The 22,158-nt window shown below is 71.7% G+C and carries 12 protein-coding genes; 6 read left to right on the top strand and 6 right to left on the bottom strand.

The window, feature by feature from the left end:
* The first annotated feature begins 23 nt into the window (after positions 1 to 23).
* The 3 genes from ACQKQD_RS09430 (at position 24) to ACQKQD_RS09420 (ending at position 3,687) form a co-directional block, all read left to right on the top strand.
* Entirely contained in the window at positions 24 to 1,238 is a 1,215-nt protein-coding gene (locus ACQKQD_RS09430; protein WP_020095291.1) for a lytic murein transglycosylase, read from the top strand.
* Entirely contained in the window at positions 1,235 to 1,618 is a 384-nt protein-coding gene (locus ACQKQD_RS09425; protein ID WP_091980913.1) for a RidA family protein, read from the top strand. The genes ACQKQD_RS09430 and ACQKQD_RS09425 overlap by 4 nt, the downstream gene beginning before the upstream one ends.
* A gap of 482 nt (positions 1,619 to 2,100) precedes the next feature.
* Positions 2,101 to 3,687 (top strand): methyl-accepting chemotaxis protein, encoded by a 1,587-nt coding sequence (locus tag ACQKQD_RS09420; RefSeq protein WP_427508183.1) that lies wholly within the window; start codon positions 2,101 to 2,103, stop codon positions 3,685 to 3,687.
* A 114-nt stretch (positions 3,688 to 3,801) separates the two neighbouring features.
* Here ACQKQD_RS09420 and rplS read toward each other — a convergent pair whose 3' ends face one another.
* The 3 genes from rplS to argB all read right to left on the bottom strand — a co-directional run bounded on the left by rplS (position 3,802) and on the right by argB (position 6,270).
* Positions 3,802 to 4,203, bottom strand: a complete 402-nt coding sequence (gene rplS, locus ACQKQD_RS09415) for a 50S ribosomal protein L19 (RefSeq protein WP_091683176.1) — start codon at positions 4,201 to 4,203, stop codon at positions 3,802 to 3,804.
* 222 nt (positions 4,204 to 4,425) lie between these two features.
* Positions 4,426 to 5,175 (bottom strand): pyrimidine 5'-nucleotidase, encoded by a 750-nt coding sequence (locus ACQKQD_RS09410; RefSeq protein WP_042672461.1) that lies wholly within the window; start codon positions 5,173 to 5,175, stop codon positions 4,426 to 4,428.
* 201 nt (positions 5,176 to 5,376) lie between these two features.
* Positions 5,377 to 6,270 carry an acetylglutamate kinase gene (gene argB / locus ACQKQD_RS09405; protein ID WP_020095286.1) on the bottom strand — a complete coding sequence of 298 codons (894 nt, stop codon included), beginning with the start codon at positions 6,268 to 6,270 and terminating at the stop codon, positions 5,377 to 5,379.
* A gap of 311 nt (positions 6,271 to 6,581) precedes the next feature.
* On the opposite strand from argB, the gene ACQKQD_RS09400 reads away from it, so the two are divergent.
* From ACQKQD_RS09400 to ACQKQD_RS09390, 3 genes are all read left to right on the top strand, one after another.
* Entirely contained in the window at positions 6,582 to 7,925 is a 1,344-nt protein-coding gene (locus ACQKQD_RS09400; RefSeq protein ID WP_103986052.1) for a UDP-glucose dehydrogenase family protein, read from the top strand.
* Positions 7,926 to 8,293: 368 nt separating this feature from the next.
* A complete protein-coding gene (locus ACQKQD_RS09395) occupies positions 8,294 to 15,736 on the top strand; it encodes an SDR family NAD(P)-dependent oxidoreductase (protein WP_427508182.1) in 7,443 nt (2,480 codons plus the stop codon).
* Positions 15,733 to 17,100 carry an aminotransferase class I/II-fold pyridoxal phosphate-dependent enzyme gene (locus ACQKQD_RS09390; protein WP_427508181.1) on the top strand — a complete coding sequence of 456 codons (1,368 nt, stop codon included), beginning with the start codon at positions 15,733 to 15,735 and terminating at the stop codon, positions 17,098 to 17,100. Before ACQKQD_RS09395 ends, ACQKQD_RS09390 begins: the two co-directional genes overlap by 4 nt.
* Positions 17,101 to 17,293: 193 nt before the next feature.
* Here the strand turns inward: ACQKQD_RS09390 and ACQKQD_RS09385 are convergent, their stop codons facing one another.
* The 3 genes from ACQKQD_RS09385 to ACQKQD_RS09375 form a co-directional block, all read right to left on the bottom strand.
* Positions 17,294 to 18,478: a polysaccharide biosynthesis/export family protein gene (locus tag ACQKQD_RS09385; RefSeq protein ID WP_234081000.1), complete on the bottom strand. Its 1,185-nt coding sequence runs from the start codon at positions 18,476 to 18,478 to the stop codon at positions 17,294 to 17,296.
* Between the two features lie 193 nt (positions 18,479 to 18,671).
* The gene (locus ACQKQD_RS09380) at positions 18,672 to 20,162 is read right to left on the bottom strand and encodes an LTA synthase family protein (protein ID WP_427508180.1); all 1,491 of its coding nucleotides are present in this window, start codon (positions 20,160 to 20,162) and stop codon (positions 18,672 to 18,674) included.
* A gap of 218 nt (positions 20,163 to 20,380) precedes the next feature.
* A complete protein-coding gene (locus ACQKQD_RS09375) occupies positions 20,381 to 21,883 on the bottom strand; it encodes a capsular biosynthesis protein (protein WP_427508179.1) in 1,503 nt (500 codons plus the stop codon).
* Positions 21,884 to 22,158: the final 275 nt, after the last annotated feature.

Here is a 22,158-nt window from a genome sequence, read left to right as displayed (position 1 = left end):
TCCGCATCGTGAGGATCGTCAGCATGCCGAAGCACCCGACGGGACCGAGGACGGCGCGCGCGCTCGGGCTGCTCGCCGGCATCGCGGTCCTGCCCCTGGCGAGCCTGCCGGCGCGGGCCGATTTCGACAGCTGCCTCGCCGGCATCCAGTCGCAGGCGGCAGCGGCGGGCGTCTCGGCGCAGACCTTCCGGGCCGCCACGAGCGGCATCGGCTACGACGACAAGGTGATCGAGCTGTCCCAGGCGCAGCCCGAGTTCAAGACGCCGATCTGGGACTACATGGCGGCGCTCGTCGACGACGAGCGGGTCGAGGACGGGCGCGCGGCCATGCGCCAAAACGCGGCGGCGCTCGCCCAGGCCGAGTCGCGCTACGGGGTGGACCGCTACACGATCGCGGCGGTCTGGGGCGTCGAGTCGAATTTCGGCAAGAACCTCGGCAAGATGCCGCTGGTGCAGTCGCTGGCGACGCTCGCCTGCTCGAACAACCGCCGTCGGGACTTCTTCCGCGGCGAGCTGATCGCCACCCTGCGGATCATCGAGCGCGGCGACATCGCGCCGGAGCGGCTGACCGGCTCCTGGGCGGGCGCCTTCGGCCAGACCCAGTTCATGCCGACGACCTATCAGCGACTCGCCGTGGACGGCGACGGCGACGGCCGGCGCGACGTGGTCGACTCCGTGGCCGACGCCGTCGCCTCCACCGCCAACTTCCTGCGCGTCGCCAAGTGGCAGAACGGTCAGGTCTGGGGCTACGAGGTGAAGCTGCCCCGCGGCTTCAACGTCGGCGCCGCCGGGCGCAAGAACAAGAAGCCGGTCGCCCACTGGGCGTCGCTCGGCGTCACCCGCGCGGACGGGCGCCCGCTCTCGGGCGAGGGCCCGGCCGGGATCCTGGCGCCCGCCGGCATCGACGGACCGGCCTTCCTGGTGACCCGGAACTTCGACGCGATCTACTCGTACAACGCCGCCGAATCCTACGGCCTCGCCATCGCGGTCCTGTCCGACCGGCTGCGCGGCCGGCCCGGCGTCCAGGCCGCCTGGCCGACCGACGACCCGCCCCTGTCGCGGGCCGAGCGCCGCGACCTCCAGACCCGGCTGGCCGCCCGCGGCTACGACGTCGGCGAGCCGGACGGTAAGGTCGGCCAGAAGACGCGCGACGCCATCAAGGACGTCGAGCGCCGGCTCGGCATGACGCCCACGGGCCGCGCCGGCGGCAAGGTTCTGGAGGCCCTGCGCGGCGGATGAGCCGGCGGCTGATCACGTCGGGGTCCCCGTTCGAGCGGGATTACGGCTACTCCCGGGCGGTGGTCGACGGCGACACCGTCTACCTGTCCGGGACGACCGGCTACGACTACGCCACGATGACGATGCCCGACGGCGCCGCCGCGCAGGCCGAGGCCTGCTGGCGCACGATCCGTTCGGTCCTTGCCGAGGCCGGAACCGGCCTCGCCGGCGTCCTGCGCGCCACCTACTACGTCACCGACCGGGACGATGCCGAGGCCGTGCTGGCCGTCTGCGGGCGGGTGCTGGCGGACGTCCGGCCCGCCGCCACGATCGTGGTCGTGGCGGGCCTCCTGCGCCCCGAGATGCGCGTCGAGATCGAGGTGACCGCGCGGATCGGCTAGACGCCTGTCCCGCTCCCGATCGCGCCGTCTCCGCGCCGTTCCGTCGGGCCGCGGCGCCACTCCGATCCGCCGATGACGTCATCCCCATCGTGCCCCAGCGGTGCGTGCAAGGGAGCGATTCGATCCCGGTCATTCGGGCTGGTCGGGCGTAGCCCCGCGCCGCGGGCAGGATCTCAGGTTCTGCTCGCCTACTGACGGCCCGCTCCTGCCGCCGGCGCAGCCCGCGTCGCGAGTGACCGCTTCCTCGGCCGCCCTGCGCGCCTGAACCGCGTGTCTTTCAGATCTCGATCCAGATCTGCGAGATTACGTTGACATGCGGGCTCAGATTTATCAGGCCACACCGCAGCATCGACGAGTTTGTCGATCTCGCGGAACGTATTATGATAAGACGATTTTTGAGTAAAAATCTATCACGTCGGATGATGACGCAGATTTCCTTGATAGGTCTGCTTATATCGGTCATCGGTGTCATCGGACTGCGCATGTATTACCAAGAGATGCTGTCGGGGCGGCTGAAGTCCCTGCGCACGGTCACGGAGTTGTTCACCACCTATGCGCAAAGTCTCGAGAGCCGGGTCAGGAGCGGCGCCCTGTCCCGTGAGGCGGCCCTGGTGGAGCTGGCCGAGACCGCCATGGCCATGCGATTCGATAACGGCACCAACTACGTCGCCATCTACGCGATGGACGGCACGGTCCTGGCGGTCCCCGATCGCCGTCTCGTCGGCAGCAACCAGCTGGAGACCCGGGTCAACGGCGTTCGTGCGGCCGGAACGCTGATCGAACGGCTGAAGACCTCCGACACGGCGACGCTGAGCTATCTCTACCCCCGGCCGGGGCACGAAGGCCTGTCTCCGAAGACGACGCTCGCCGTCAGGTTCGAGCCCTGGGACATCATGATCGCGGCCGGGACCTACACCGACGACATCGGGGCCGCCTTCCAGGCGCTCGCCCTCGCGGCGATCGGCCTTCTGCTCGGGGTCGGCGCGCTCGGGGTGATCGGCTCCGTCCTGATCGGGCGCGGCATCACGCGCCCGCTCGACCGCCTCGGTCGCCGGATGCAGGCGCTCGCCCGGGGCGACGGCGCGGAGCCGATACCGGGACTCGAGCGGACGGACGAGATCGGTCAGATGGCCCGGACCGTCGAAGTGTTCCGGCAGGCGCTGGTCGCCAAGGCCGAGACGGACCGGGCGGTCGCGCGCGAAGCTGAGGCCAAGGTCCGGCATGCGCAGACCCTCGACGCGCTCACCCAGGCGTTCGAGGCCCGGGCCGGGGCGCTGATGACGGGCGTCTCCGCGGCCGCCACGGAGATGCAGGCGACCGCCGAGGCGATGGCGCGGACGGCGTCGCGCACGAGTGCCCGGGCGACGCGCGTCGCCGGGGCCGCGCAGGAGACCGCCGGGAGCGTGCAGAGCGTCGCCGCGGCCACCGAGGAGATGGCGATCACCATCCAGGAGATCTCCGGACGGATGGCGCAATCCTCGGCCAAGACCGCGCGGGCGGCGACCGAGGCGCGGCGCACGGACGCCCTCGTGGGCGATCTCGCCGACGGGGCCGAGCGGATCGGGTCCGTCGCCAGCATGATCGCGGGCATCGCCCGTCAGACCACCCTCCTCGCCCTCAACGCCACGATCGAGGCGGCGCGGGCCGGCGAGGCGGGCCGGGGCTTCGCCATCGTGGCGGGCGAGGTCAAGGCGCTGGCCGAGCAGACCGCGGCCGCGACCGAGGAGATCGCCGCGCGGATCGGCGCGGTCCAGGCCTCGACCCGGCAGGCCGTGGAGGCGATCCACGGGATCGGCCGTAGTGTGGGCGAGGTCAGCACGCTCGCCGCGTCCGTCGCGGCCGCGATCGAGCAGCAGGGCGCGACCACCGAGGAGATCGTGCGCAGCGTCGCGCGCGCGGCGGCCGGCACGGAGGCCGTCACCGGCAACATCGCCGAGGTCTCGCAGGGCGCCGAGGCGACGGGCGAGGCGGCCGAGCAGGTCCTCGGCGCCGCGATCGACCTGTCGCGCAGGTCCGATCAGCTCTCCGCCGAGATCCACCGGCTCCTCGACGGGATCCGGGCTGCCTGAGGCGCGCTATCGGCCGACTGGACGGACCTGTCGGCCACGAAAAAACCGGCCCGGCTGAGTCGGACCGGTCTGAAACGGGGCGATCGCTCCGGCCTGCGGAGCGAATCGGACAGCTTACTCCGCGGCAGCCGGCGCCTGGGCCGGGGTGTCCTTGGCCTTGTAACGGTCGGTGCGCTCGACGATGCGGGCCGACTTACCGCGCCGGTCGCGCAGGTAGTACAGCTTGGCGCGGCGCACCTTGCCGCGGCGGGCCACCTTGATCGAGTCGATCATCGGGGAATGGACCGGGAAGACGCGCTCTACACCCTCACCGTAGGAGATCTTGCGGACCGTGAAGCTCTCGTTGAGGCCGCCGCCCGAGCGGGCGATGCAGACGCCCTCGTAGGCCTGGACGCGGGTGCGCTCGCCTTCCTTCACGCGGACGTTGACGATGAGCGTATCGCCCGGCTCGAAATCCGGGATGGTCTTGGCGAGGCGCGCGACTTCCTCGCGCTCCAGCTGCTCGATGATGTTCATGGCATAGCTCCGGCCGTCGCGCCGTTCCGCCCCTCATGGGCGATCGGCGCCAGGATTTCGGCGATCCTGTTGTGAGTTGGGCGGCTCTCTACAGGATCGTCGCCGGCTTGTCGATTGGGTTGCCGCCGCGATCGGTCCGCGGTGCTGCCGGCGCGGCGGATCGTCGGTCGACTTGGGATCAGGGCTCGATGCGCGCCGCCCGTGAAGCGCTCCGGCCTCGCGTCAGCGGCGCTCCCCGGATGCGGATCGTACTTCGGGCAGCACGCAGGCAGAGAGGAAGGCGGCGAGATCGTCCGTGATGTGGTCGATATGCGGCTCGCGCACCGCCTCCTGCTCGAAGGCCTCGCGGTAGGGATCGGTGACCTTCGGCACCACCAGCACGGTCGCCATGCCGAGGTCGTGCGGCACCGCGAGGTTGCGGGCGATGTCCTCGAACAGGGCGGCGCGGGTCGGTTCGACGGCGTGCTTCTCCAGGAACCGCTCGTAGGTCGTGCGCTCCGGCTTCGGCACGAAGTCGGCGGCGGCGATGTCGAACACGTCCTCGAAATGGTCGAGGATGCCGAGCTTGGCGGCAACGTTCTCGGCGTGCCGGCGCGACCCGTTGGTCAGGATCAGCTTGCGCCCGGGCAGCCGCTCGATCGCGTCGCCGAGGCTCTTGTCGAGCTTGATCGACGAATGGTCGATGTCGTGCGCGAAATCGAGGAAGTCGTGGGGATCGACCCGCGACTCGACCATCAGCGCTGACAGCGTCGTTCCGTAGCGGTGGTAGAAGTACTTCTGCAGGGCTCGGGCCGAGATCCCGTCGAGCCCGTAGAGCTGCATCACGTACAGGGTGATGCGCTCGTCGACCTTCGGCCAGACCGCCGCGTCGCTCGGGTAGAGCGTGTTGTCGAGGTCGAACACCCAGGTGTCGACATCGGCGAAGCCGCGCGCCGCGGGCGTGGTGAACTGGGCCTTGTCGGGGTGGTGCACCGGAACCCCTCAGGTTGCTGTTGCCCCGGAATCTGGACTGGAACGGTCAAGCTCGCAAGTTCGGTGCTTGCCGGTACCTTGCCCGGGCCTTGCTGGGCCGGCCCCTCCGGGGCGGGCGGGGTACGACAATGCGCTGGGCGCGCGGAGGTTGCGCCCGCGCGCCGCGCTGGGATCCGGCACGGTGCGCGGGCGGTCCGGATCTCAGCCGCGACGGATCAGGGTGCCGGCACCGTAATCGGTGAACAGCTCGAGCAGCACGGCGTGGTTGACCTTGCCGTCGAGGATGACGACCGCCTCGACGCCGCGCTCGATCGCGTACATGCAGGTCTCGATCTTCGGGATCATCCCGCCCGTGATGGTGCCGTCGGCGATCAGGCGCCGGCAATCCTCCACGGTGAGTTCCGGGATCAGCTTCTTGTCCTTGTCGAGGACGCCCGGCACGTCGGTGAGCAGCAGCAGGCGCTTGGCCCGGAGCGCCCCGGCGATCGCCCCCGCGAAGGTGTCGGCGTTCACGTTGTAGGTCTGCCCGTCCGCCCCGTAGGCGACCGGCGCCAGGACCGGGATCAGCTCGGCCTTGAGCACCGCGTCGAGGACGCCGCGCTCGACGTGGTCCGGCTCGCCGACGAGGCCCAGATCGACGGTCTGCTCCACGCGGCTCTCGGGATCGACGACGGTCTTCATCGCCCGCTTGGCCCGGACCATGTTGCCGTCCTTGCCGCACAGGCCGACCGCCCTGCCGCCCTCGGCCGAGATCCAGCCGACGATCTGCTTGTTGATCAGGCCGGCCAGGACCATCTCGACCACCTCGACGGTGGCCTCGTCGGTGACGCGCAGGCCGCCGCGGAACTCGGACTGGATGCCGAGCCGGTCGAGCATCTTGCCGATCTGCGGTCCGCCGCCGTGCACGACGATCGGCTTCAGGCCGGACTGCTCCAGCAGGACGATGTCCTCGGCGAAGTCCTCGGCCGCGGCCCGGTCGCCCATGGCGTGGCCGCCGTACTTGATGACGACGATCTCCTGGTCGTAGCGCTGCATGTGGGGCAGCGCCTGGGCCAGGACCTCGGCACGCACGTGCACGTTGGGCAATTCGGTCATCGCGGTCCTTCGCCGATCCTTGGGTCGGGTCCTCGGGGGCGGATCCGGGCCTCCCCGTCGGGCGGGGGCGCTTCTACAGGAAGCCGCCCGCGCTGCGAAGCCGCCCGCGCGCCGTCGCGGAGGCTCGCCGCGCGGATCGGCGGCCGATGGGGGGCGCTCCGGGACCCGCTGTCAAACTACAGTCATCCTTCGCGGGTGTTGCATTCCCGTGACAGACTGGAGCAGATCCAGGCTGGCCCGGGTTGCATCCTCACGCGGCCCGGATCATGTTGCATCGCAGCAAGCTGAGGGCGAGCTGCCGGGAGGGCCCGATGCGGATTGCGATGATTGGGGCCGGATATGTCGGCCTGGTCTCCGGCGCCTGCCTGGCCGATTTCGGCCACACGGTCGTGTGCATCGACCGGGATCCCGACAAGATCGCCAGCCTGAACGCCGGCCGCATGCCGATCTACGAGCCGGGACTCGACGTCCTGGTCGCCGAGAACGTCCGCCAGGGCCGGCTCGCCTTCCGCGCGACCATGCGGGACGCCGTGGCCGAGGCGGACGCGGTCTTCATCGCGGTGGGCACGCCCTCCCGCCGCGGCGACGGCTTCGCCGACCTGAGCTACGTGTTCGATGCCGCCCGGGAGATCGCCGGGTCCCTGTCCGGCTTCACCGTGGTTGTGACCAAGTCGACCGTTCCGGTGGGCACCGGCGACGAGGTCGAGCGCATCATCCGCGAGACCAACCCCGAGGCGCAGTTCGCGGTCGCCTCGAATCCCGAGTTCCTGCGCGAGGGCGCGGCCATCGCCGACTTCAAGCGCCCCGACCGCATCGTCGTCGGCGCCGAGGAGGCCCGGGCCGAGGCTGTGATGCGCGAGGTCTACCGGCCGCTCTACCTCAACCAGGCGCCGATCATGGTCACCTCGCGCCGGACGGCCGAGCTGACCAAGTACGCGGCGAACGCGTTCCTCGCGGCGAAGATCACGTTCATCAACGAGGTGGCGGACCTGTGCGAGGCGGTGGGCGCGGACGTGCAGGCGGTGGCGCGCGGCATCGGCCTGGACAACCGGATCGGGTCGAAGTTCCTGCACGCCGGGCCGGGCTACGGCGGCTCGTGCTTCCCCAAGGACACGCTGGCCCTGGTCAAGACCGCGCAGGACGCGGGCACGCCGCTGCGGCTGGTCGAGACGGTGGTGGCGGTCAACGACCAGCGCAAGCGCGCGATGGCGCGCAAGGTGATCAAGGCCTGCGGCGGGTCGGTGCGGGGCAAGACGATCGCCCTCCTCGGCCTGACCTTCAAGCCGAACACCGACGACATGCGCGACGCGCCCGCGCTGGCGATCGTGGCGGGCCTGCAGGACGCCGGCGCCGTAATCCGCGCCTACGATCCCGAGGGCATGGAGCAGGCTCGGATCCTGATGCCGGCTGTGGATTACGCCGAGAACGCCTACGCCTGCGCCGAGGGCGCCGACGCGGTGGTGATCGTCACCGAGTGGAACGCGTTCCGGGCCCTCGACCTCGACCGACTGCGTCAGGCCATGTCGTCCGGTGAGGCGGCTCCCGTGCTGATCGACCTGCGCAACATCTACGACCCCGCGAGCGCCGCGCGCCACGGTTTCACCTATTGCGGCGTCGGACGAACCAAGGAGAGCGTCGCCCGGATCGGGTCTTGATCATCACCGCGCCGGCCTTCGAGCCCGGATTCCTGTGCGGGACCTGCGCGACATCGCGAAGATTTCTTCCGGAATCGGCATCGATGCCGCTAGACGGGCGGCGTCCGCGGAGGCGCAACTGTGGCTTTCTCGTGATCGAGCCCGCGTCTCGGCAGCCGGTCCGGCGGTTCAAACTTGGCGTTTTGACCGTAGGAATTGGATAAGCTTCTGATGAATACATGTCACAGCCTCTGGCAATTTTGCCACGCGGGGATGACCTCGCGTTAGGGCTGGTTGGACACCGCAATGGTGCCACAGTAAGGGGTGAGAGGGTACTCACTCGTCGAGAGCCGAGCCGACTTCCGATAACGAGCGTGTGCGAACCGAACGTGACACAACGTACAGACATTGCGATCGTCGGACGCGCATGCCGACTGCCCGGGGCCCCCAGCGTGGATGGGCTCTGGTCACTCCTGTCCGAAGGGCGCTGCGCCGTCAGCAAGGTGCCGGCCGACCGGTTCTCCCTGGAGCGGTTCGCCCATCCGCGCGCCCATGAGCGCGGCAAGAGCTACACCTGGGCGGCCGGTGTCATCGACGACGTCTGGTCGTTCGACCCGTCGGTCTTCGGCATCTCGCCCCGCGAGGCCGAGCAGATGGATCCGCAGCAGCGGATGCTGCTCGAGCTGACCTGGGAAGCCCTCGAGGACGCGGGCCTGCGCCCGTCGAGCGTGGCCGGCAGCAATATCGGCGTGTTCGTCGGCGCCTCGTCCCTCGATTACGGCAACCTGCGCATCCTCGACGCGCCGTCGGGCGACGCTTACGCGGCGACCGGCAACACGCTCTCGATCATCTCGAACCGCATCTCCTACATCTTCGACCTCAAGGGCCCGAGCTTCACGGTCGACACGGCCTGCTCGTCCTCGCTCGTCGCCTTCGACAACGCCGTGCAGGCGATCCGGTCCGGCCGCGTGGACACCGCGGTCGTCGCCGGCGTGAACGTGCTGGCGAGCCCGTTCAACTTCATCTGCTTCTCCACCGCGCAGATGCTCTCGCGCACCGGCCTGTGCCAGGCGTTCTCCAAGAACGCCGACGGCTACGTGCGCTCCGAGGGCGGCGTGGTGTTCGTGCTGCAGTCGGCCGAGGCCGCGCGGCGCAACGGCGCCACCGTGCGCGCGGTCGTCGCCGCCTCCGGCATCAACTCCGACGGGCGGACCACCGGCATCTCCCTCCCCTCGGGCTACGCCCAGGGCGCCCTGCTGGAGAAGGTCTACCGCGAGGCCGAGATCCGCCTCGACGACCTCGCCTTCATGGAGGCGCACGGCACCGGCACGCCGGTGGGCGACCCGATCGAGGCCTCGGCCATCGGCTCGAAGCTCGGCCGCGGCCGGCAGGCGCCGCTGCCGATCGGCTCGATCAAGACCAATATTGGCCACACCGAGCCGGTCTCCGGCCTCGCCGGCCTGATGAAGGCGACTCTGGCGCTCGAGCACGATCTCGTCCCGCCGTCGCTGCACGCGGCCGAACTCAATCCCGAGATCCCCTTCGGCGAGCTCAACCTGGACGTCGTGCGCGCGCCGCTGAAGATCGGCCGCGGCTCGCGCGAGCGCTTCGCCGGCGTCAACTCCTTCGGCTTCGGCGGCACCAACGCCCACGTCGTCATCACCGACGCGCCCGCCTGGGCGAAGCCCGCCGCCGCGACCGCGGAGCCCCAGGCCCAGGTGCTGCTGCTCTCGGCCCAGAGCCGGGCGGCGCTGAACGAGCTCGCCCTCGACTACGCCGAGCGCCTCGAGGCCGCCCCCGAGCAGGTCGCGACCGTTGCGGCCGCGGTGGCGCATCGCCGCGAGCGCATGCCCGCCCGCCTCGCCGTCGCGCTCGACGGCAAGACCGACGTCGCCGCGGCGCTGCGCGCCGTCGGCGAGGGCGAGGACACGCAGGACGCCTTCACCGGCACCGCGGTCGACCGCGTCGCCGAGGTGGCGTTCATCTATTCCGGCAACGGCAGCCAGTGGGCCGGCATGGGCCGCGAGGCCTACGAGGAGAACGCGACCTTCCGCGCGACCTTCGACCGGATCGACACCCTGTTCCGGGCCTACTCGGACTGGTCGCTGAAGGACGCGCTCTACGCCGACGACCTCGACGAGCGCCTCGCGCTGACCAGCGTCTCGCAGCCGCTGATCTTCGCCATCGAGAGCGCCTCGACGGCCGCGCTCAAGGCGAAGGGTCTGATCCCGTCCTACGTCCTCGGCCACAGCGTCGGTGAGATCGCGGCCGCCGAGGCCGCCGGGATCCTCAGCCTGGAGGACGCGGTCCGGGTCATCTACTACCGCAGCCACCACCAGGAGACGACGCACGGCCAGGGCACCATGGCGGTGCTGCTGATGCCGTCCGAGGAGGTCGAGTCCTTCCTCAAGGATTACCCGACTCTCGACATCGCCGCCTACAACAGCCCCAAGGCCGTCACGGTCGCCGGGCCGGTGGCCGACATCGACGCCGCCATCAAGGCCCTGTCGCGCAAGCGCCGTCGCGGCCGCAAGCTCGACCTCGCCTACGCCTTCCACGGACGGCTGATGGACCCGACCGAGAAGCCGCTGCTGCGCGATCTCGCGGGCCTCAAGTCGCGGACCGGCACCACCGCGATGGTCTCGACCGTGACCGGCTCGGTGCTGGGCGGCGAGAATCTCGGCGCCGGCTACTGGTGGCGCAACATCCGCGAGCCGGTGCGCTTCTGCGAGGCCGTGCAGGACGCCACCCGCCGCGGCGCCCGCGTGTTCGTCGAGGTCGGCCCGCGCGCCACCCTCATGTCGCACGTCGGCGACGCGGTCGAGCCGCTGGGCATCGAGACCGCCACGGTCGGCGTGATGCACCGCAAGGCCTCCGGCGGCGACCCGATCGCCAAGGCGGTCAGCGCCGCCCTCGTCCAGGGCGCGCAGGTCGACGAGACGCTGCTGTTCGGCGACGCGCCGAAGGGCGACGTCCGCCTGCCCTCCTACCCGTGGCAGCGCCGCCCGTTCCGCCTCGCCGACACCACCGAGGGCGTCGGCGCGATGAGCCCCCGCCCCTATCACCCGCTGATCGGGTCGCGCACGACCTTCGACGGGCTGGAGTGGAACGGCTTCGTCGACCCGGTGACCGTGCCGGAACTGGAGGATCACAAGGTCGACGGCCAGGTGATCATGCCGGGCGCCGGCTTCGTCGAGATGGCCCTGGCCTGCGTTCGCGAGGCCCTGCGCGACGACGAGGTCGTGCTGGCCGACTTCGAGATCGTGGCGCCGATGGTGTTCGCCGAGGACGCCCTGCGCGAGGTCGCGGTGCGCCTGTGGGGCTCCGGCAACGGCATCCAGGTGCTGAGCCGGCCCCGCCTGACCCAGACCCCCTGGCAGCTGCACGCCCAGGCCAAGATCGTCGAGGGCACCTTCTCGGCCCCGAAGACACCGGATCTCGACGGCTTCAGCTTCGAGACCGCGGGCGACCACGTGCTCACCGGCGACGCGCTCTACGCCAAGGCCCTCGCCTCCGGGCTCGGCTTCGGCCCGAGCTTCCAGCAGGTGGCGATGAGCGCGCGGCTCGACGACGCCATGATCGTCTCCGACCTGCTGCCGGCCGAGCCCGACACCCGCTACGGCCTGGTGCCGAACCGGCTCGACGCGTGCTTCCACGGGCTGATCCTGCTGTTCGCCGACCTGCTCGGCGAGAACGGCGGCAAGGCCTACATCCCGGTGCGCTTCGGCGAGGTCCGTATGCTGCGCCCCGGCGCGGTGATCGCCCGCTCGATCATCCGCACCCGCCGCTGCAACGAGCGCTCGATCCTGGCCGACTTCACGCTCCTCGACGCCGAGGGCGCGGTCATCGCCACGATCCGCGAGGGCCGGTTCCAGGCCCTGCGCGCCAAGAGCGGCGGCGACCTCTCGACCTTCGCGATCTCGCAGGTGCCGGAGCTCGCCACCGAGCCGACCGCGATCCCGATGGAGCGCCGCCCGAGCGTGGCCGCGCGTCTGCGCCCGCTCGCCGCCGAGTCGAAGGGGCCGTCCGACGCCGCCCTGTCGCCGGGCCACCTCCTGCTGGAGGGCTGGGCGACCTCGCTCGCCTACCGCCTCGCCTCCGGGCTGGCGCAGGGGGAGACCGTCTCGGTCACTGACAGCCGTGTGCCGGAGGCCCTGCGCCCCTGGCTGCTGAACGCCCTCTACGCCCTGGAGAGCAGCGGCCTCGCCGAGCGCGCGGGCCAGAACTGGACGCTGGGCGACGGCTCCGCCTTGCCGGCGCCCGACGAGATCATGCGCTGGATCGCCGGCGACCATCCGGACCTCTCGGCCGAGCTGGTGCTGATCGCCGATGTCGGCGCCCTGGTCGACCGGCTGCTCGCCGGCACGCTCACCGACGCGCCGTCCCTGCCGCAGGGGGCGATCGACGCCTTCGTGCTGCGCTCGGCCACCGCGCGCCACGGCGCCGACGTGGTCGCCGGCCTGATCGAGCGGAGCCGTGCCCAGCTCCCGAAGGAGCGGGCGCTGCGGGTCCTGCAGGTCGGCTTCGGCCCGCTCTCGGCCCAGACCGCGACCTTCGCGTCCGCCGCCGAGGCCCGGCTCACCGTCTTCGAAACCGACCGCCGGCTCGCCGAGCGCGCCCGCCTGTCGCTCGGCCGTGCCGCCGCCGTGGTCGAGACCGCCGAGGAGCTCGCGCCCGGCAGCTTCGACCTGATCCTGGCGTCGGGCAGCCTGCATCGCGGCGAACGGGCCCTTCCGGGCCAGCTCGCCGGGGCGCTCGCCACCGGCGGCCTGCTGGTGGCCGTGGAGCCGGGCGCCTCTCTGTTCCGCGACCTCGTGTTCGGACTGACGGCCGGCTGGTTCGAGGAGGCCGCGGGCGGCCTGCCCGTGGGCCGGCTCGAGGACATCGAGGGCTGGCAGCGCATCCTGAGCGCCCACGGCCTGGTCAAGGTCGAGGTCGAGCGGGCCGCCTCCGCCAACGGCGACGACCTGCTGCTGACGGCCGAGGCGCCGGTGCGTCCGGGCCCGGCCCCGGCGCAGAGCTTCGCCTTCATCATCGGCTCGGACGACGAGTTCGCGGCCGAGACCGCATCCTCCCTGGCGACCCTGCTGGTCGCGGGCGGCGTGCACGTCTCGATCATCCTCGACTCCGAGACCTCCCTGATGGAGCTGGAGAAGGAGACCCCCGACACGGTGGTGTTCCTGGCCGGCGCCTTCACCCGCGGCGGCGAGGCGTCCGAGCGCCTGCGCGACCGCTGCCTCAGCCTGAAGCGCTGCACCGAGCACCTGGGATCCCGTCAGACCAAGCTCTGGGTCGTAGCGCCTGGCGCGACCCGCGACCGCGGCGGCCAGACCACCAACATCGAGGCGGGCGTGTGGGCCTTCTCCCGCACGCTCGCCAACGAAGCCCCGAACCTCGACGTCCGCCGCATCGACCTCTCCCCCGAGATGTCGTCGAAGCGCGCCTCCGAGCGCCTGCGCGACCTCATCCTCTCCGGCACCCCGGAGACCGAGATCGTGCTGGACGACGAGCGGACCCAGGTCGTGCGCTTCCACGCCGGCCGGCCGCAGCACCGGGATCCGGCCGACGCCGTCCCGGCCGAGGCCGCGCGCCTGGAGCGCAGCAACACCGGCGGCTTGAGCGAGATGGTCTGGGGGCCGGCCGAGCGCCGCGCTCCCGGCAAGGGCGAGATGGAGATCGCGGTCGAGGCCACCGGCCTCAACTTCCGCGACGTTCTCTGGGCGCTCTCGATGCTCCCCGAGGAGATCCTGGAGGACGGCTTCGCCGGCCCCCGCCTCGGCCTCGAGTGTGCCGGTCGCGTCACCGCCGTCGGCCCGGGCGTGAAGGGCTTCAAGGTCGGTGACCCGGTCGTCGCCTTCGCGCAGTCGGGCTTTGCGACTCACATCGTTGTGCCGGACCTCGTCGTCGCGCCGATGCCGCACGGCCTCGACCCGATGGCGGCCGCCACCGTGCCGGTGGCCTTCCTCACCGCCTATTACGGCCTCGTCTCCTGCGCCCGGATGCGGCGCGGCGAATGGGTGCTGGTCCACGGCGGCGCGGGCGGCGTCGGGCTGGCGGCGCTGCAGATCGTCAAGCTCAAGGGCGCGCGGGTCATCGCCACGGCCGGCTCCCGCGAGAAGCGGGCCCTCGTGAAGGCGCTGGGCGCCGAGCACGTGCTCGATTCCCGCTCCCTGGCCTTCGTGGACGAGGTCCGAGCGATCACCGGCGACGGCGTCGACATCGTGCTGAACAGCCTGTTCGGCGAGGCGATGGAGCGCTCGCTCAACGCCCTCCGGCCGTTCGGCCGCTTCGTCGAGCTGGGCAAGCGCGACTACGTCGCCAACACCCATATCGGCCTGCGCCCGTTCCGGCGGAACCTCAGCTACTTCGGCGTCGACCTCGACCAAGTGATCCAGCACCAGGGCGACGACGGCGCGCGGATGTTCCGCGAGGTCATGGCCCTGTTCAACGACGGCGGCCTCAAGCCCCTGCCGTACCAGCCCTTCACGGCGGCCGAGACCTCGGACGCGTTCCGGCTGATGCAGCAGTCCGGCCATATCGGGAAGATCGTGATCAGCCCGCCGAAGGCCGGCACGATCATGAAGGACACGGCCCGGCCGTTCACGGTCTCGGCCGAGGGCGTCCACCTGCTGACCGGCGGCCTCGGCGGCTTCGGCCTGGAGGCGGCGCGCTGGCTGATCGACCGGGGTGCCAAGCACCTCGTGCTCGCGGGCCGCAAGGGCGCGGCCACCGACGAGGCCAAGGCCATCGTCGCGGAGCTCACCGCGCGGGGCGTGACCGTCGAGGCGAAGGCCGTCGACATCACGAGCCGCGCCTCGGTGGACCGGCTTATCGCCGGGATCGAGCAGGGCGGCAGGAAACTCGCGGGCGTGCTGCACGCCGCGGCGGTTCTCCAGGACGGCCTGATCTCCAACATCGACGCCGCGGCGCTCGACGCGGTGATCGGCCCCAAGGTGATCGGCGCCCAGCACCTGGACGCCGCCACCCGCGACCGGAGCCTCGACTACTTCGTCCTATTCTCCTCGGCGACGACCTTCATCGGCAACCCGGGCCAGGGGTCCTACGTGGCCGCCAACGGCTTCATGGAGGGACTCGCGCGCCAGCGCCGCCGCCGCGGCCTGCCCGCGCTGGCCGTGGCCTGGGGCGCCATCGGCGATGTCGGCATGCTCGCCCGCAACAAGGCGGTCATGGAAGGCCTCGCCGGCCGCGTCGGCGTCACGCCGATGGAGGCCCGCCGCTGCCTCGACCTGATGGCCGAGGCGCTGGGCAGCCAGGGCACGTCCCCCGACGAGGCGGTCATCGCCATCGCGGCGATGCACTGGGGCAAGGCGCGCGAGCGTCTCGCCACCATGCGCTCGCCGAGCTACGCCGAACTCGGCTCGGATCAGCAGGCCGAGGCCGGCGGCGTCCAGGCGATCAACATCGCGTCGCTGCTCAAGGGCGGCGACCTCGACGCGGTCCGCAAGACCGTGTCGGACGCGATCGTCGAGGACATCGCCCGCATCCTGCGGCTGCCGAAGGACGACATCAGCCGCGTGCGCCAGCTCTCGGAGATCGGCCTCGACTCGCTGATGGGCGTCGAGCTCGGCGCCAGCCTGCAGGAGCGCTTCGCCCTCGACGCGCCGCCCGCCGGACTTTCGTCGGGCATGACCGTCAACGAGCTGTCGGAGTCCTTAATTCAGGCGGTTTCCGCGCCCATGGACGAGACGGCCGGCGTCGCGATGAGCCTCGTCTCGAAGCATGTCGGCGGTGAGGTCGATGCGCAGATCCTCGCGCCTCTCAAGGAACTCATCGAGCAGACGTCCAGCGAGATCAAAGAGACCAACTCATGACCGACACGGCACGGCCGGACGGCGGGCGCGCGGCGCTCGCCGGCTTCGTGACCAACCGGCTCGGGCGCGCCACGCCGCGCCCGGCCCCCGTCAAGACGGCCTCTCCCGCCGGCAAGTCGGCGGCGCAGAACTTCGAGAACCTGCCGGGCTACCGCGAGCTGAAGCTCCAGCGCCAGGCGGCCGAGCTGATCGGCCTGGGCAACCCGTTCTTCCGCGTCCACGACGCCAAGGCCGGGGCCACGACGCGGATCGACCAGAAGAGCTTCACCAACTTCTCGTCCTACGATTACCTCGGCCTGAACGGTCATCCGCGGGTGAGCAACGCCGCCCGGGAGGCGATCGAGGCCTACGGCACCTCCGCGTCGGCGAGCCGCGTGGTGGCGGGCGAGCGGCCCGGACACATCAGCCTCGAGCAGGCGCTGGCCAAGCACTACCAGTCCGAGGGCTGCATCGTGATGGTGAGCGGCCACGCCACCAACGTCACGACCATCGGCGCCCTGCTGGAAGCCGGCGACGTGATCTTCCACGACGCGCTGTCCCACAACAGCATCGTCACCGGCGCCCAGCTGTCGGGCGCCCAGCGCCGCTCCTTCGCGCATAACGACCTCGACGCCCTGGAGACCCTGCTCCAGTCGACCCGCCACGAGCATCGCCGGGCGCTGATCGTGGTCGAGGGCCTCTACAGCATGGACGGCGACGCGCCGGACCTCGCCGGGCTCGTGGCCCTCAAGAAGCGCTACGACGCGTGGCTGATGGTCGACGAGGCGCACGGCCTCGGCGTCACCGGCCGCACCGGCGCCGGCCTGTTCGAGCATTGCGGTGTCGACCCCCGCGAGGTCGACATCTGGATGGGCACGCTGTCGAAGACGCTGTCCACCTGCGGCGGCTACATCTGCGGCCCGATCGCGCTGATCGAGTACCTGAAGCACACCGCCGGCGGCTTCGTGTACAGCGTCGGCATGTCGCCGCCGCTCGCGGCCGCCGCCGAGGCGGCCCTCGCGGTGATGCACGCCGAGCCGGAGCGGGTCGAGCGCCTGCGCCAGAACGGCACCCTGTTCCTGGCCACCGCCAAGAAGCTCGGCCTCGACACCGGCTTCAGCCTCGGCCTCGCGGTCGTGCCGATCATCGTCGGCGACTCGCTGAAGGCGGTGACGCTGTCGGACCGGCTGTTCCGCCGGGGCATCAACGTGCAGCCGATCATCCACCCGGCCGTGCCGGAGCGGGCCTCGCGCCTGCGCTTCTTCCTCACCTCCGAGCACACCCCCGACCAGATCCGCGACACCGTGAACGCGGTGGCGGAGGAGCTCGCCGCCATCGACAAGGGCGGCTCGCTGATCGAGCAACTGCTGGCGAAGCGCGTCTGAGCCCGGCCGGGGCCGGGAGCCCCGGTTCCCCGAGAGCGTTACGAAGTAGGGGGCGCGGATCACATCCGCGCCCCCTTCGGCATTCGGGCAACCGGTCTCCGCGGTCTCGGTCGGACGCGCGCATCGGCCGGGTCGGCGCGACGCGCGCGTCCGTCGCGCGGTGGGGTGGGTGCCCGCGTCGCGCTGCGCCGCCTTATTTGGCGTAGGAATAGGCCAGGGCGGCCGAGGAGACGGGGCCCGTGACGCCGTTGAAGGCGGTGAGGACCTTCTGGACCTCGGTGAAGGGGGCGTTCGATACGTAGATCAGGTCGCGGTTGCGCATCCGGAACGCCTGGGACACGAACAGGCTGTTGGGGTCGCGCATGTCGATCCGGTAGACCACCGGCACCAGAGGCGTGCCCAGAAGCTTCGAGCCGGGGCTGAGCCGGCGCACGACGCTGGCCGGCTCGAACCGGAAGATGAACGTCCCGGCCGGGTCGGCGGCGAAGTCCGACAGGCCGCGCGCCTTGGCCAGCGCCTGCGCCAGCGTGATGCCGTCGGCCTGGAACGGCAGCTCGGTGCTGTTGCCCAGCGCGCCCACCGCGATGAAGGTCTGCGGGTCGCGCACGAGCGTCAGCACGTCGTTGGGCCGCAGGTAGATGTTCTCACGCGGGTTCGACACCACCGTGGTCAGCGGCACGGTCGCGGTCACCGGCCCGCGCGAGAGCCGCACGAAGGTCTCGTTGACCGGCGCGCGGTTGCCGCCGGCGGCGGCGATGACGTCGAGGATGCGGTCGCCGTGGCCCGAGAGCGGCAGGCGGGCGCCGGCGGCGCCCTCGCCGGTGACGGTGACGGCCTGGGAGATCGGGCGGGTGACCGAGACCAGCACCTGGGGCTGGATGGCCTTGCCGGCGAGTTCGTTCTCGATGAGCGCCTGGACGTCCTGGGTGCGGCGGCCGGCGACCTTGATGCGGCCGGCATAGGGCACCGAGATGGCGCCGTCGCGCCCGACGGGCTGCTCGGGGATGAGGGCGGACTTGGATCCGGCGGAGAAGCGGTCGGCGACGAGGGGTCCGGAGAACAGGCCGCCGGACCCGGCTTCCCAGACGGAGACCGAGACCATGTCGCCGATGCCGATGACCGGCTCGGAGGAGGGGCGATGGTCGCCGAAGGAGGCGAGCAGGCTGTCGAGGGGGCGGCCGCGCAGGGCCTCGACCACGGAGGGGGTGACGTCGATGATCTCGTAGCGGGCAAGGATCCCGCCGTCGGCCGTGGCGACCTCGGCCCCGGCCTGGATCGCGCTCGCCGTCGGACCCGCCGCGGGCATGTACGTGCAGCCGCCGGCAGATCCAGCCGCGAGGGCGGCCATCAGGGCGGTGCACGCCGTCTTACGCAGCATCACAAAGATTTCTCCTCGCCGAGCCCGCGCCATCGCTGGCCCGGGCCGGGATACCCAGTTTGACCGCCAAACGCTGCGATCGCTTTAACGACCGCGCCGGTGCGGCGGCCGCCGTGCGGACGGTCGCGCTATCCGCGGGCAATGCGTCACCAGCGTGGCACGGCCACGCTTATGCCGCGCAAGCTTAACCGTATCATGTCCCCGCGGCGATGTCCGCAGGTGCCGTCGCGAGGGCCCCGCGGAGCGCCCGACCGAGCTCGTCGGCGGCGATGTCGGCGCGGCGCGGGACCGCCTGCCGGCGGCCGAAGCGGAACAGGGCGTACTCGGTCGTCCGCCCGCCGAAGCCCGGCTTGCAGCTCGGCAGCGACGGTGCGTGGTCGCCGAACACGCAGAGCGTGATGGTCTGGCCGCGCTCGCGGGCGACGGCGTCCAGGCCCGCGACGAGATCCTCGACCATCCGCCCGGTATTGGCGACGTGATGGAGGTACTGCGCCTGCGGATCGTCGATGCCCGGCAGCCGCCCGGGCTTCCAGGGGCCGTGGTTCTCCATGGTCACGCAGAACAGGAACAGCGGCGCGCGCCGGGCCCGGACTTCCACGAGGAGGCGCGCGCCGAGGGCGACGTCCCCGACATAGGGCCCGACGCGCGGCGCCTCCGCGAACGCCTCGCCCATCACGAGATCGGCGAAGCCGAAGGCCTCCATCACCCGCGCCCGGCGGAAGAAGTCGCGGTGGAACGGGTGCAGGAACAGGGTCCCGTAGCCCCGACTCCCGGCGAGCCGGGCGAGGCTCGTCGGCTCGTCGCCGCTGCGGGACGTGTAGGGGTCGTAGCGGCCGAAGCCGAGGCTCTCGGACGGACGGCCTGTGAGCACCGCGTGCTCGCTGCGCATCGTGTAGGCGCCGTGCGCCGGAACCCGCAGGCGCCCGTACTGCGCGGCCCGGGTTCGGAACAGGTCCATCGCCGGCAGTTTCGCGCCGCCGAGCCGCTCCGGATCGACGAAGGATTCGAGCTGGATCACCACGACGACATCGTCGCCCGGGCCCTCCGGCAGCGCCGGCGCCGCGGGCACCGGCACGCCGCCCGCCATCGCGCGGGCGGTGTAGCCGAGGAGGCTCGCCGGGAGGCCGACCCGGGTCACGTCGGCCTCCAGGTCGGGCTCGGGGAACCAGCGGGCGATCAGTCGGGCGAGCGGCGGCCGCGGGGCGGCCTTGACCAGCAGCCAGAGCGCGAGCGGGAGGCCGAGTATCGCCAGCACCCGCGGCAGGGTCGCGGCGGGCAGCACGCTCGGCTCGATCCAGTACCACAGCGCGGTGAACGCCGCGGTGAGCAGGACCGGCACGGCGATGCGCGGGTCCCACAGGGGCGGGATGTAGTAGAGCTGCGGATGCCGCGGCACCTGGGGCAGCAGGGCGAAATCGCTGAACAGCAGCGGCTCGCCGATCACCGAGCGCTTCGCGCGGCTGACGACGATCAGGATCGCCACGGTGATCACGCAGGTCAGCCCCGCGAGCCAGGGCCGCCAGGAGAACTCGAACCAGAACAGCAGGATCAGCAGGTAGCCGAGCAGCCGCAGGCCGAGATCCCGCGGCGCGAGGCTCGCCCGCGTGATCGAGTCGCCCGCGAACACCTCTAGGGCGAGGCACACGGCGAGCGCGAGACCGGTGGCGATGAGGAACGTCGTCAAGACACGGGCACTCGGCGTGGGGCGGGCCTGCTCGCCGCCGGCATCCGGTCCGGCAGGAAACAGCGCGCGGGAGCAAGGGCTTGCGAGCCGTTCCTGATCCGGAATGATCGGAAACGGTCCCGGGGCGGGCGGTTGCGGGCGGACTCTAGCAGCGCGTGCTATCGCTTTGGTGTCACATCAGGGTCTCGCGGAACCGGATTCGCGCCGCGCGCCGCGCCTTAGCGCGGTCCGCCGCCGGCCTCGCGGCCGACGCCGCGCCGGCTGCGCAGGGCCCGCACGACGGGATTGAGGAGGCCGTAGCGGGCACGCATCACGAGGTGGGCCGTCCGGCCGAGGGAGAGGGCGTTGCGCGGCGCCGCCGCCCGGGCCGCGCTGAGGCGGTCGAGGAGCTGTTCCGGCGTGCACGGCTTCATCGCCACCGGGTCGAGGTACCGCGCGTAGAGGATCATGGCGCCGGCCACCAGCTCATCGAGGCTCAGCCGGCGGCCGCGGTCGGCGCCCGGCGCGAGATCCTCCGACAGGCCCCAGCCGGAGTAGAACGGCCGGCCGTGGGTCGCCACGGTGAGGCCGCGGATCAGGGCCTCGAACCCGGCGAGGGACGTCATGGTCTCGACGTGATGCACCCGGTCGAGGAGGTCGACGATGCTGATGCCGCCCACGATCCGGTCGGCCAGGGTCAGGGCCTCCGCCTCCGGGATGATGCCGGGACGGAACCCGGCCTCCACGTCGGGATGCGGCTTGTAGAGCAGGAACGCGTCCGGGTTGCGCCGCCGCGCCGCCTCCAGCAGCGCCCGGTTCGAGCGGACCAGCGGCGAGCCGTGGCGCACCGAGGCGTCGTCCTCCACCTGGCCGGGCACGAGGACGATCCGCCGGCCGGCCGGCCAGTCGAGCGCGGCGGCGTCGAGGCCGACATTGTACTTGCTGAGCCGGCGCGCCACGACCTCCTCGCGCAGGCGCCGCGCCCGGGCGACGAGGTCCGGGGTGAAGTCGGCCTCGGCGAGCAGCCGATGCAGGCGGCTCTCCCGGCGCGGGTCGTAGTAGATGCCGAGGTCGTCCACCACGATGGAGGCGCCGGGCTGCAGGCTGGCGCCGAGCCCCACGGAGCGTAGGAACCCGTCCTCCACGCGGGCCAGCGGCAGGCCGGCCCGCGCGCAGGCTTCCTCGAGCTGACCGGGCGCCCGCGTCGCCCAGGCGAGGAGGCGGCCGCCGTGGCGCTGTCCCGCGGCGATCGCGGCCTCGGTGGTCATGGTGTGGATCGGCCGTCCGGCGGGGCCCGCGCCCAGGACGTCGAGGGCGGGCCGCTTCCAGCGCGACATCCCGACATAGACCACCCGCCGGTCGTTCTCGGCAAAGCGCGTGGCGAGCCACGCCACCCGCTCGGCGCAGGTCGCGCGGTCGATCGGCGCCCCGGTCCAGGGGTCGAGGTAATGGACGCCGCCCTCCCCGCCGAGAGGCGCCCCGTCGAGGGTGATCCGCAGGGATGCGAAGCCGGACTCCGGCGAGTCGTAGGGGCTCAGGAGCGGCCCGGGCGCGACCACGAGCCGGCGCCGCCCCGTCAGCGCCAGCAGGCGCCCGGCGAGGCTCCCCGCGCCCCAGGTCGCGCCGACGGCGCCGGGGCGCGCCGGACCGAAGGCGAGGCCCGTCGCGGCCTCGATCTCCGCCCGCAGGCGGCGGATCGTGCGGCCGGTCGCGTAGAGCGACGGGGTCGGGTCTGCGGGCATGGTCGGTGCGTCCGGCTCCGGTCGGGTGAGGTGCGGAACAGGCCTGTAGCGCATTTTCGCCGGCATGGGATGGTGATGCAACGCGGGGACAACCTGAGCGCGCGTCGCCGTCGCCACGTCCTGGAAAGGATTTGGACATATCGTCGCCGCGATTGCCCGCCTATTCCGGAGGCTAGGCCGCAGACGCGGGACCGTTGCAGACGGGCCACGCCGGCGCGGAAACGCCATGCCGCGGCATGGCTTCGGATTGCGGGCTCGCCGGGCACCGTGCCACC

It is taken from the genome of Methylobacterium sp. NPDC080182, from assembly GCF_050281105.1.
GTDB lineage: Bacteria > Pseudomonadota > Alphaproteobacteria > Rhizobiales > Beijerinckiaceae > Methylobacterium.
Note: the sequence above shows the minus strand (reverse complement) of the source record. Positions and strands in the feature narration are given on the sequence as shown.

Bases quoted from the DNA above. Each gene is read 5' to 3' on its own strand.
- ACQKQD_RS09430 (WP_020095291.1), top strand. From the start codon at position 24: ATGCCGAAGCACCCGACGGGACCGAGGACGGCGCGCGCGCTCGGGCTG.
- ACQKQD_RS09425 (WP_091980913.1), top strand. From the start codon at position 1,235: ATGAGCCGGCGGCTGATCACGTCGGGGTCCCCGTTCGAGCGGGATTAC.
- ACQKQD_RS09420 (WP_427508183.1), top strand. From the start codon at position 2,101: ATGTATTACCAAGAGATGCTGTCGGGGCGGCTGAAGTCCCTGCGCACG.
- rplS (WP_091683176.1), bottom strand. From the start codon at position 4,203: ATGAACATCATCGAGCAGCTGGAGCGCGAGGAAGTCGCGCGCCTCGCC.
- argB (WP_020095286.1), bottom strand. From the start codon at position 6,270: ATGACCGAATTGCCCAACGTGCACGTGCGTGCCGAGGTCCTGGCCCAG.
- ACQKQD_RS09400 (WP_103986052.1), top strand. From the start codon at position 6,582: ATGCGGATTGCGATGATTGGGGCCGGATATGTCGGCCTGGTCTCCGGC.
- ACQKQD_RS09390 (WP_427508181.1), top strand. From the start codon at position 15,733: ATGACCGACACGGCACGGCCGGACGGCGGGCGCGCGGCGCTCGCCGGC.
- ACQKQD_RS09385 (WP_234081000.1), bottom strand. From the start codon at position 18,478: ATGCTGCGTAAGACGGCGTGCACCGCCCTGATGGCCGCCCTCGCGGCT.
- ACQKQD_RS09375 (WP_427508179.1), bottom strand. From the start codon at position 21,883: ATGCCCGCAGACCCGACCCCGTCGCTCTACGCGACCGGCCGCACGATC.